The organism is Aeromonas sp. s13 (assembly GCF_040907905.1).
In the GTDB taxonomy this organism is placed as follows: Bacteria; Pseudomonadota; Gammaproteobacteria; order Enterobacterales; family Aeromonadaceae; genus Aeromonas; species Aeromonas veronii.
In genome coordinates this window covers 18204-29208 of the sequence record NZ_JBFOCS010000021.1, presented here as the reverse complement: position 1 = coordinate 29208, position 11005 = coordinate 18204, and the positions used below count along the sequence as shown (strand labels likewise).

General features: G+C 60.8%; 9 protein-coding genes. 5 read left to right on the top strand and 4 right to left on the bottom strand.

Annotated features, from left to right (window positions below):
- Positions 1 to 120: 120 nt before the first annotated feature.
- Positions 121 to 717 (bottom strand): DUF922 domain-containing protein, encoded by a 597-nt coding sequence (locus AB5Y82_RS02500; RefSeq protein WP_111900127.1) that lies wholly within the window; start codon positions 715 to 717, stop codon positions 121 to 123.
- Positions 718 to 900: 183 nt separating this feature from the next.
- Complete coding sequence (locus AB5Y82_RS02495) at positions 901 to 1365, bottom strand: hypothetical protein (RefSeq protein ID WP_111900126.1); 465 nt, start codon at positions 1363 to 1365, stop codon at positions 901 to 903.
- Positions 1366 to 1560: 195 nt separating this feature from the next.
- Here AB5Y82_RS02495 and dcuC point away from each other — a divergent pair, with 195 nt between their 5' ends.
- From dcuC to AB5Y82_RS02470, 5 genes are all read left to right on the top strand, one after another.
- Positions 1561 to 2913, top strand: a complete 1353-nt coding sequence (gene dcuC, locus AB5Y82_RS02490; protein WP_005336914.1) for an anaerobic C4-dicarboxylate transporter DcuC — start codon at positions 1561 to 1563, stop codon at positions 2911 to 2913.
- A 91-nt stretch (positions 2914 to 3004) separates the two neighbouring features.
- The gene (locus AB5Y82_RS02485; RefSeq protein WP_111900125.1) at positions 3005 to 4657 is read left to right on the top strand and encodes a bifunctional UDP-sugar hydrolase/5'-nucleotidase; all 1653 of its coding nucleotides are present in this window, start codon (positions 3005 to 3007) and stop codon (positions 4655 to 4657) included.
- A 192-nt stretch (positions 4658 to 4849) separates the two neighbouring features.
- On the top strand, positions 4850 to 6493 hold the full coding sequence (locus AB5Y82_RS02480) for a hypothetical protein (RefSeq protein ID WP_111900124.1): 1644 nt from the start codon (positions 4850 to 4852) through the stop codon (positions 6491 to 6493).
- A gap of 144 nt (positions 6494 to 6637) precedes the next feature.
- Entirely contained in the window at positions 6638 to 7141 is a 504-nt protein-coding gene (locus tag AB5Y82_RS02475; protein WP_111900123.1) for a M48 family metallopeptidase, read from the top strand.
- Between the two features lie 26 nt (positions 7142 to 7167).
- On the top strand, positions 7168 to 8031 hold the full coding sequence (locus AB5Y82_RS02470; protein WP_111900122.1) for a DUF2927 domain-containing protein: 864 nt from the start codon (positions 7168 to 7170) through the stop codon (positions 8029 to 8031).
- 177 nt (positions 8032 to 8208) lie between these two features.
- Here AB5Y82_RS02470 and AB5Y82_RS02465 read toward each other — a convergent pair whose 3' ends face one another.
- On the bottom strand, positions 8209 to 8460 hold the full coding sequence (locus AB5Y82_RS02465) for a DinI family protein (protein WP_005352362.1): 252 nt from the start codon (positions 8458 to 8460) through the stop codon (positions 8209 to 8211).
- Positions 8461 to 8534: 74 nt separating this feature from the next.
- Positions 8535 to 10961 carry a DNA polymerase II gene (locus tag AB5Y82_RS02460; RefSeq protein WP_159143794.1) on the bottom strand — a complete coding sequence of 809 codons (2427 nt, stop codon included), beginning with the start codon at positions 10959 to 10961 and terminating at the stop codon, positions 8535 to 8537.
- Positions 10962 to 11005 lie beyond the last annotated feature (44 nt).

Genomic DNA, 11005 nt, shown 5'->3' with positions numbered 1-11005 from the left:
GCTCAAAGGCAAAGCGCTGGTCTGAACCGGACTCTGCAAACAAACAGAATGGCCGCCCATCGGGCGGCCATTCTGTTTATCAAATCGTGCGATGCTGGATATTGCGTCTTGAGATAGCGCTCACTTGGGCCAGTGCACCCCAAGCTGTTCGCCGTAACCTGTCTGACGCTGGAATCCGTCGAGCCGTCCCTTAATCTTGTTCAGCTCGCCACTGCCTGCTGCCCACGCGGCATAGCGCAGCGCCTGACAATCTGCATGACCGGGTAATCCCGCAATGGCGCCACCCACCTGATTGGCCCCCTGCAGCACCATCTCCTTGAAGCGGGATTCGTAGTCAAACATGCTGGAGAGCAGACGCCCCCAGCGCTGGCGGGCAGGATCGTTACTGTTCGCGCTCTGACGCCAGCGGGGCAGCAACACGGTGGCGTTGGTGGTCACCGTCACCCGGTTGAGCTGGCAGCGCCCCGGCAACTGCTCGGTATCCAGCTGCCAGTCCACCTGATAACTCGCCTTGCCGAGCACTGGCTTGCCATTCACCTTGGGAGCACTCTGGGTAATCGCCCGGGCAAGCTGCTCCGGACTGGTTGCATTGACCTCATAAAAACGGACATTGATGCGGGACTCTGGCACCACTTGCGGCCGGCTCGGCTGAGCCTGACTCATCAGGGGCAACAGCAACAACCCGACCCCCACTACTCCATAAACCTTGCTGACCATGCCAGACTACCTTCCTTGATTGCACGGGCGGAGTACCAACCTTGGTGAACCCCACCGCCACACAGATGACGGGTATAGCCTATGTGTGACGACGAGGCGGCGCAATACAATGATGCGCCCAGAAATCAGAGCACGCTCACAGGTTGCGTGAGCAGAGTATGGCACAAGGCCAAAACTGTATTTTTATTGAGCATGACGGCTGATGCGCTGCCAGTCGAGGTGATAGTTTTTCACATTGATGTCATGACCATCTATCTGAATAAAATGATCATTTTTAAGACGGTTGGCAAAAAAGTCCTGATCTGCCCCCTCATTGAGCCACAGCTCGCAAAGTCCCCGTTTTCCCTCTTTGGCATAGAATCTCGGAGTGACCAGCAGCGCGACCCCATCTACCCGGATGGCATGACGGGCCAGGCAGTTTGCTTCGGTGGTTTTGGATGCCAGCGCGGCAAAACGGGGTCTGTTCCCCTCGGCAACCACCAGTACGCCGTAAGAGTGAGGAGCCATGAGACGCCGCATGGCGACCGCCTGATGAGGACCGGTTTGATGAAAACCGTCATTGGTTACTGCAAACACGCAAGTAGGTGAAAATAGCATCGCAAGCAGGAAAACAGAGCGTTTAATGCCTGAAAAATCACCAACCACCATATAAAAGCCTCAAAAGACAACCAAGGCTGGCAAGGGTAGGTAGCCAAACCCGCTGGGTAAAGTACCTTTACCTTTCTTTAATTCTGTTCATGGGGTTAAACGTTGATTTAGCTCACACAACATCCTGTTTCCAGTCGCCACTCTACCCCTATCGGAATAGACTCCCTCCATTCTCATCCAATCAGAAGGCAACATATGCTGGAACTCATCGTTGGCACCCTGGTCACCCTGGTGGTGGGCCGTGCCATTTTCAAAGGATACTCCGCGACCGGGGTGCTGCTGAGCGGCGGCTTGCTGCTGCTGGTCATCACCGCCATGATGGGCAAGCCGGTACTGCCGAGCAAGGTGGTCAGCACCGGTTATATCGCAACCGATATCTTCGAATACGTCCGCTTCCTGCTCAATGACCGTGGCGGTGGACTGGGGATGCTGATCATGGTGCTGTGCGGCTTCGCCGGCTACATGAGCCATATCGGCGCCAACACCATTCTGGTCAAGCTGGCCAGCAAACCGCTTGGCATCATCAAGTCCCCTTATATCTTGCTGGTGGCTGCCTATCTGGTAGCCTGCGCCATGTCGCTTGCGGTGAGCTCCGCCACCGGCCTCGGCGTGCTGTTGATGGCTACCCTGTTCCCGCTGATGGTCAACATGGGGATCTCCCGTGGCGCGGCTGCGGCCGTGTGCGCCTCGCCAGCCGCCATCATTCTGGCACCGACCTCCGGTGACGTGGTGATGGCCGCCCAGGCCGCCAACATGCCGCTGCTGGATTTTGCCTTCAAGCTGACCCTGCCCATCTCGCTGGTGGCGATCGCCTGCATGGCGGTGACCCACTTCTTCTGGCAGCGCTACCTTGATCAAAAATCCGGTGAGCACAACGAGCCGGTCGCCCCGGGTGACCTGGTGACTACCGCCCCCGCTTTCTACGCCATCCTGCCCTTTACCCCCATCATCGGGGTACTGGTGTTTGACGGCAAATGGGGCCCGCAACTGGATATCGTCACCATCATCGTCATGTGCATGGTGTTGGCCAGCCTGCTGGAACTCGTGCGTATCCGCAATGGCAAGGAGCTGCTGGACGGTCTGCAGGTCTGCTGGCGCAACATGGCTGACGCCTTTGCCGGTGTGGTCATGCTGCTGGTCGGTGCCGGTGTCTTCGCCCAAGGTCTGATGACCATCGGCTTTATCGACACCCTGCTGGCTCACGCGCAGGATCTCGGCTCGGGCGGCCTGATCATGATGCTGTCACTGGTGGTGATCACCACCCTGGCCGCCTTCACCACGGGCTCGGGCAATGCCCCCTTCTATGCCTTCGTGGAGCTGATCCCCAATCTGGCCAGCAGCCTTGGCATCAACCCGGCCTATCTGGTGATTCCCATGCTGCAAGCCTCCAACCTGGGTCGCACCATTTCTCCGGTCTCCGGGGTGGTGGTCGCCTGTGCCGGGATGGGCAAGCTCTCGCCGTTCGAGGTGGTCAAGCGCACCAGTATGCCGGTCGCCGTCGGCCTGCTGGTGGTGATCGTCGCCACCCAGATCATGGTACCCGCCTGATCGCTGACCAGCCCGGCACCCTGCCGGGCTGGTATCCTCCCCCCCCTTTGCAGTAGACTCGGTGCTCATTTTCCCCCTAAGGAGGACCGAGATGAGTATTACGGTTCAACTTGCCCATTTCAGTGATTGCCACTCCCACTTCGATGGCGCGCCCATGAGCTTCTCCCCTGTCGGTGAAGGCCAATGGCGCACCCAGTGCGGCGGTTATGCCCGGATCCTGACCCGACTGACCCAACTGCGTGCAAAAGCCGCAGCAGCTGGCCAGCGTTTTCTGTTTCTGCACGGTGGCGACTCCTTTCAGGGCTCTCTCTATTTCAACCGCTTCAAAGGGCGCGCCAACGCCGACCTGCTCGCCATGCTGGCCCCCGATGCCATGGTACTTGGCAACCACGAATTCGATCTGGGCAATGGCCCGCTGGTGGAGTTCTTGCGCCAGCTCGATTTTCCGGTGCTGGCCGCCAATCTGGACAACAGTCAGGAGCCAGCCGACACGCCGCTTGGGCTGTGGGATATTCCCCACCTCTACGACGCCCATCAGCCCTGGCATCGTCAGGTGATCGACGGGGTTCCCTTTGCGCTGCTCGGCATCACCCTCGCCCAGATGGCTGCCATCGCCAACCCGGATCCCCACACCCGTTTCCACGCGGTCGCCGACACCCTCACCCGGGTGCTGCGGGAGATCAAGCGCGAAGGGATCCAGCATATCGTGCTGCTGAGCCACCTCGGGCTGGATCAGGACAAGCTGCTGGCCGAGCGCTTCCCCGAGCTCAGTCTCATCATTGGCGGCCATACCCACAGCCTGCTCGGCGATCTCGCGCCGCTGGGTCTGCCAAGCGAAGGCAGCTATCCGCTGATGAACAACGGGGTGGCTATCCTGCACGCTGGCCACAGCGCCCTCTGCCTCGGTGTCTGTGAGCTCACCTTCGATGAGGCGGGCCGCGTCGTGCAAAGTCAGGGGCAGCTGGAGTGGCTCCCCTGGCAGCCCTGGCCGTTTGCCTCCACGCCACCTGTCGGGCTCACCTTCTGTGAGCCGGATCCACAGCTTGAACAACATCTGGCCAAACGCTATCGGCCGGAGATTGAAACCATGAGCCAGCGCATCGTCACCCGGCTGGCGGCGCCACTGCCCCATCAGCGGCTGCCGGATGCCACCCTGCCCCACGGCAGCCAGCTCGCCCCGCTGGTGGCCCGCGCCATGCTGACCGCCGCCCGTGAACAGGTCGGCGAGGTGGACTTTGCCCTGCACAATGCTGGCGGCGTGCGCTGCTCACTGGAGCCGGGCCCCCTGAGCGAAGCGGATATCGCCGGTCGCCTGCTGCCGTTTGCCATTCCCCTCACCCTCTATCGGGTGCACGGTCACGAGTTGGCGGAGGCGCTGGAAAATGCCATCGACAACGCCACCAACAACGGCGTGGCCGGCAATGGCAATGGCAATGGCAGCTTCCCCTACACCGCGGGGGTGCGATTCACCTATCAGGCCGATCGGCCCAAGGGCCAGCGCATCACCCGACTGGAGTGGGAAGCCGCTCCCGGCCAGTGGCAAGCGGTCAATGCCGAACAGATCTATCGCGGAGTGTCGAGCGCCTATACCGCCTCCGGCAAGGAGGGTTACACCGCACTGGCGCGGACCCTGACCCAGCACAATCAGGAGCTCGGCATCACCCTGGCCGACGCTTTTATCCGCTGGGCCCGTCATCTGCCCGCGCTGGAAGCGCAGCCGCCCCTGATTGAGTACATCAATTGAGGTAAAGGGGGGGATGGCTGTTGCCACATCCCCCCTGACGGCCAATATTGCCGCAGCCAGCGCCCGGTTCCCTGCAAGAACCGGGCTTTTTCGAGAATATTTGCCCCACACGGGCCTGCCCCATTGCATCGCACTCACTAGCTCGGCAAGATAGGCCCGCTTTCAAGACCAGCTGCAGGAACAGGCGACTTCATGAATCACTCCATCCGTTTCACTCCCCCTCGCGTCAACCCGGGTATCAAGCCAACCATCGTGCTGCTGACCGCCCTGCTGGCGCTGCTCTTCTGTCTGCGCAACCCGCTCTTCCATGCCATGGCGCCAGGCTTTGATGCCTCGCTGTTCGCGGTGATGGGCAAGATGTGGAGCGAAGGGGGTGTGCTCTATCGCGACATGATCGACATCAAGGGGCCGATGATCTTCGCCCTCGATGCGCTGGGCTATGGAATGGGGGGATTTGTCGGGATCTGGGCACTGGAGTGGGTGCTCTGCTGGCTCGGACTGCTGGCCAGCTGGCAGGCCTTTGCCCAGCTCGGACTCTCGTTCAAGGCACGCCTCGGCGCCATGCTGGCGGTGCTGGCTCTCTACGGCACCCGTTACTACTACGGCAACATGACCGAGGACTGGACCTTCCACCTCGCCCTCATCGCCCAGTGGGCCTTCATTACCCTGCTGCTGGACAAGGGATTTCGCTGGTGGCCGGCACTGGTGGCGGCCCTTACCTTCGCCATCGTCGCCTGGATGCGCACCAACAACGGCGCCTTCTGGGGCGCCTGGTATCTGGTGCTGTTCTGCCACTGGTGCCTGCACGAGAAGTGGCGTGACGCCATCTTGCTGCTCATCTCCAGCCTACTCGGTCTGGCGCTGATTGGCGGCCCGCTTTACGCCTACTTCCAGCAGCATGATCTGCTGGCGGCCTTCAAATACTACGCCTTCGACATCTTCTTCGAAGGGAGCTACGGCAATGGCTTCTCCCCCATGGTGGGCGCCGTCGGCCTGCTGCGCACAGGCCTTATCATGCTGCTGCCCGCCTTCATCATTCTGATGCTGAGCCGCCGTCAGGAGTGGTATCTGCCAGCCCTGCTGGCGACCCTGTTTGGGGTGCTGTTTACCCTGATCGCCAACTCGGTCTCCGGACATGTGTTCGATCACTACGACGTGCTCTATCTGCAACTGGCGGTGCTGCCGCTGGCGGTATTGCTGGATCGCAGCGAACAACAGGCTGATGCGATCGGCCTGCTCTGCATCTCGCTGGTGGTACTCACTGCCAGCTGGCTGCTGGCCCAGCAGCTCGCCTTTGGCTGGAGCACCAAGGAGTGGTCCCTCGAACGGGTCAACGAGGTGCTCGGCACCAGCCTGCTGTGGGCGCTGCCGGTGCTGATCCTCATCCCCCTCTGGCGCGCCTGGGATGTGCGCAGTGCTACCCCCTGGCTCGCAACGCTGGCCATGCTGCTGCTGATGATCAACAACGCCTGGGAAGGGACTCTCAGGGGTCGCCCCTTCAATCCGGCGGCGCAGGTACGGGTCGATCGCATCAAGGCCGAGACCAGTCCGAGCGACAAGATCTGGGTCGATGGCATCCAACCGCAATATTATCTCTGGACCGATCGCCAGCCAGCGTCCGCCTACCTCTTCTTTGCCAACGTCAATCCGCCCTATGACGTGCGCGAGCGAGTGCTGGCCGATATCCAGCGCCAGAATCCGAAGTTCATCATCGCCAAGCCGGATCGGGTGAGCGAGGAGCTGAAAAAACCCAGCTCGCCTTCCCATCTCGCCTTCTATCAATACCTGACCAGCCACTATGAAGAGGTGGATCCGGGTCTCTATCGCCGACGCTGATCGTCAATACGCCCCGCAGGGCGGCCATTGTTGCAATGGCCGCCCTTTTTATTGCGCCAGAGCCCCTTGCAGCATCGGCCCGCAGTAGGCAAGCCCGCCCGAGATAACTACAATGACGCTCTTTTTGATGTAACGAGTAACACCATGGCGGAACTGACTTATCTGGGCGGCTATCCCGACCCTCTCAAGGCACAGGTACAGCAGCTGATTGCGGCAGGCAAGCTGGGGGAGATGCTGGCCAAACGCTATCCGGAAAGCCACCAGATCCAGAGCGACAAGGCGCTGCTCGCCTACACCATGGAGCTGAAGAACCGCTACCTCAAGAGCTCGGCGCCCCTGTCAAAGGTGGTGTTCGATGGCAAGATCAACGTGATCAAGGATGCCCTCGGCCTGCACACCTACGTCAGCCGGGTACAGGGCAGCAAGCTCAAGGCCAAGAACGAGATCCGCATCGCCGCCCTGTTCAAGGAGGCGCCGCCCCCGTTCCTGAAAATGATCGTGGTGCACGAGCTGGCCCATATCAAAGAGAAGGATCACAACAAGAGCTTCTACCAGCTCTGCCAGCACATGGAGTCCGACTATCATCAACTGGAGTTTGATCTCAGGCTTTGGCTCACCTGGCGTGATATCGACAAGGCCAACCGCTAGGCTGACAACCGTTTCAGGGAGGAAACATGTCATTTGCCGCCATCCCCTTTGGTGCCACGCACTTTATTGCCACTTTGGTAATGGCCAACATGGGCCGCGCAGCCCATCCCCGCCGCGCGTCACGCGGGCTGCTGGCGCTGCTGCTTTTGCTCGCGGGCCACAGCGCCCGTGCCGATGAGCGCTGGCAGAGCGACAGCTATCTCACCGAGAGCTTTATGGCCATCGCCATGGAGCGGGAGTATGGCGAAGCCAGGCAGACCCGTTTTGCCCGCTGGCAGCAGCCGATCCGGCTGCAACTTATCAACGAGTCGGGTGACAAGCCGCTGCAGGCCGACGTGGTGAAGGTACAGGCGGCCCATCTGGCCCGCATCACCGGCCACTCCATCAGCATGGTGGCCGCAAAGCCCAACCTCACCCTGATCATGACCGACTACAGCAAGATGAAGAGCTGGGCCAACCGCACCATGGGGGGGGATCCATCGGTCAAGATGGCGCTCAAGGAGGGGCTCTGCCTTGCCAACTTCGCAACCAATGCGAAACACGAGATCAGCCGTGCCACCATCATCATTCCGGTAGACTACAGCCGGGCCAAGGGACGCTTTCTCGACTGCGTGGTGGAGGAGTTCACTCAGGTGATGGGGCTGCCCAACGACTCGGACAAGGTGTTTCCCTCCATCTTCAATGACAACAGCATCGACAGCTTTTTGACCGGGCTGGACTATGTGCTGCTCAAGATGGCCTATCACCCGGCCCTCAAAGCCGGAATGAGCAGTGACGAGATCCGCGCCGCACTGCCTATCGCACTGGCCGATCTGCGTGCCAAAGGGGAGATCCGCGAAGCCAACCGCCGGGTGCAGCAGCAGAGCCTGAAAAGCTGGGCGGGGTTGTAACGGGCATGGCTCAACCCAGAGCCAGACAAGCCACCGCGAGCCTCTCACCACCCACAAAAAACGCAGCCACCTGGCTGCGTTTTTTGTTGTCCGGGGATCGGCGGATCATTCGCGGGCATGCCCGTTTTTCAGCTACCCATTTATCCACCGCCCAGAATTATCCACTGACCATGGGGATCAGGAGGCGACGTTCTCTTCCGGCATCCAGCTGTCGGCGTTCTCCCACACCTCCTGCACCATGGCTTCGGCCAGCTCTTTGTCTTCCTTGCTGGCACGGCTGACGGTCAGAGCCATGGCACTGCCTGGCGCGACCCGCACATGGATGTCGGGGAATTTTTCGCCAAGCTGCTTGAGCAGCTCCTGACGCAGCGCCTCCATGGTCGAGGTCGGGATCTGATGTTTTCTGTCGATGATGATTTCAAGACGCATAGGAAACTTCTCCATGATTTATAACTGTATTTTTATCCAGTACTCATGAGAAGTAAAGTGCCAACTTGCAGCAATCAGAAAAGATCCAGCTGCTGGCCGCAGATCCGGTCGAACGACTCGCCGATAAAGGGCAGGATGGCGTCGGCAATGGGCCGCAACTGCTTGTCGATATAGTGTTCGTAATCGATGGCACTGCGCCTGTATTCCAGCGGCTCGGGGCCATTGAGGGTCATCAGATAGGCGATGGCGCCCCGATGCTGATAGCGCTGGGGCAGCCCGCGGCGCAGGTTCTCCTCATCGGCCAGCCGCGCCGCCCGCACATGGGGCGGCACATTCTTCTGATACTCTTCGAGCTTCTGGCGCAGCCGTTTGCGGTAGATGAGCAGATCGTCGTGACGACCGGCGCGGGTCTCATCGACCATGGTGCGCACATAACCGCTGGGATCTTCATCGTGAAACACCAGCTCATAGAGGCGGGTCTGGAATTGCTTGGCCAGCATGGTCCAGTCGGTGCGCACCGATTCGAGCCCCTTGAATACCAGCTGTTCACTCCCCTCACTGGCCTTGCCAACCAGCCCCGCATAGCGCTTCTTGCTCCCCTTCTCCAAGCCGCGGATGGTGGGCATCAGAAAGCGGCGATAGTGGGTCTCGTACTGGATCTCGAGATAACTCGGCAGATCGAACTCGCGCCTGATCAGTGCAGCCCAGTTATCGTTGATCATTTGAGCCAGTCGCTGGCCGATCTCATCCGCCTCATCGGGGCTGGTCTCGCGCCCCAGATGTACAAAGGTGGAGTCGGTATCGCCATAGATCACCTCGAACCCCTTCTCTTCAATCCACTCGCGGGTCTGCTGCATGATGCTGTGGCCACGCAGGGTGATAGATGAGGCTAGGCGCGGATCATAGAAACGGCAGCCCCCCGACCCCAGCACGCCGTAGAAGGAGTTCATGATGATCTTGATGGCCTGGGAGAGTGCCTTGTTGCTGGCCGCCTTGGCTCTGTCCCTCGCCGCCCAGAGGGTGGCGATGAGATCCGGCAAGAAATGCCGCTCGCGGGAGAACATGGCGCCGCGAAAGCCCGGAATGGCGTGCTCGGGATGCTGCAGCCCTTCGATAAGTCCCATGGGGTCGATGCAGAAGGTGCGGATGATGCTGGGATAGAGGCTCTTGAAATCGAGTACCAGCACATGGCGATAGAGACCGGGTTTGGAGTCCATCACATAGCCGCCGGGGCTTGCCAGCCCCCCGTCGGCCGGCAGATTGGGGGCCACGTAGCCGCCACGATGGAGCCGCGGCAGATAGAGGTTGGTAAAGGCCGCCACCGAGCCCCCCACCCTGTCCAGCTCAAGACCGGTGAGGGAAGCGCGCTCGATGGCAAAGGGGATAAGGTGGCAGTAGTCGAAGATCTCCCACACCAGCTTGCAATCTTCCAGGTTATAGCGAGCCAGCGCCTCCTTGTCGGAGTGGAACAGCTCGGTGATCTTCTCCCCCCGATTGGCCACATCCTCGATATCCTTGCCACGGCCAAGCAGTTCGCTCGCCACCGCATCCAGGCTGTAGCTGGCAAACTGCCAGGTGGCGCTTTTGAGGGTATCGATGCCATCGAGCACCATGCGTCCGGGAATGATGACGTTGCCGGTTTGGGGATCGCCCCGTGACGAGCGCCAGAAGCAGAGCTCACGACCTCGCCCGAGCCGCAGCCGCCGCTTGTTAAGCTCGGCGCGGCGTAGCAGCAGGCGAAAATCAAAATTAACCACGTTCCAGCCGATGACCAGATCGGGGTCATGCAGGCTGAACCAGCTCTCCAGCGCACTCAGCAGGGCGCTCTCGTCCTCTACCCACTGGACCTGGGTGCTCCAGCTCTCGGCATCCGCCTCCGGGGTGCCGATCATGATGACCCGCGCATCCTGTTCGCTGTAAAGACCGACCGAGAAGAGGGCCCCGTCCATGGCGCACTCCACATCCAGCGACACCCAGGAGAGGGTCGGTGTCACCGCCTGCGGCGCGCAGCGCGCCTCGTTCACCTCCCAGTAGCCCTGCTTGCCCCCCTTTTTTACCGCCCGGCCATCGAAGCGCACGCCAGCGGTGATGAAACGCTCCATCAGAAACCGCTCCGGCAGCCGGATATCCGCCTCGAAGTGCTCCAGTCCGCGAATGAGCAGCAGCTCGATGGCGCGGTGAAAGGCGCTCAGGGTGGTGAAATAGCAACCCACCACAGGGCGACCGTCGAAGGTGTGCATCGGCAGGCGGCGAAACCGCCCGCTCACCCCGGCCCCCTTGAACAGCTCGGCGGCTTCTGCCATGTGGTTCTGTGGCAAAAAGAACACCGGCTCCTGCCCCGGCACCACCACTCGCACCGGCCCCTGCGCGCTCCAGAGCCACATCACGATTTCGGTGGTAGCAGGCTGCCCGTTACGACCGCGTACGTCCCGACCGTGGCGGGTCAGGATAAAACCGTCGAGGGGCGGAGTGGCGGGTACGGTGGGCTGGGTTGCAGTCATGAAGCGTAAAGGAGCTGTCCGAGAATGGGACTATTGTACGTTCA

Coding starts and splice junctions, on each gene's coding strand:
- AB5Y82_RS02500 (WP_111900127.1), bottom strand. CDS start 717: ATGGTCAGCAAGGTTTATGGAGTAGTGGGGGTCGGGTTGTTGCTGTTG.
- AB5Y82_RS02485 (WP_111900125.1), top strand. CDS start 3,005: ATGAGTATTACGGTTCAACTTGCCCATTTCAGTGATTGCCACTCCCAC.
- AB5Y82_RS02475 (WP_111900123.1), top strand. CDS start 6,638: ATGGCGGAACTGACTTATCTGGGCGGCTATCCCGACCCTCTCAAGGCA.
- AB5Y82_RS02460 (WP_159143794.1), bottom strand. CDS start 10,961: ATGACTGCAACCCAGCCCACCGTACCCGCCACTCCGCCCCTCGACGGT.
- dcuC (WP_005336914.1), top strand. CDS start 1,561: ATGCTGGAACTCATCGTTGGCACCCTGGTCACCCTGGTGGTGGGCCGT.
- AB5Y82_RS02465 (WP_005352362.1), bottom strand. CDS start 8,460: ATGCGTCTTGAAATCATCATCGACAGAAAACATCAGATCCCGACCTCG.
- AB5Y82_RS02470 (WP_111900122.1), top strand. CDS start 7,168: ATGTCATTTGCCGCCATCCCCTTTGGTGCCACGCACTTTATTGCCACT.
- AB5Y82_RS02480 (WP_111900124.1), top strand. CDS start 4,850: ATGAATCACTCCATCCGTTTCACTCCCCCTCGCGTCAACCCGGGTATC.
- AB5Y82_RS02495 (WP_111900126.1), bottom strand. CDS start 1,365: ATGGTGGTTGGTGATTTTTCAGGCATTAAACGCTCTGTTTTCCTGCTT.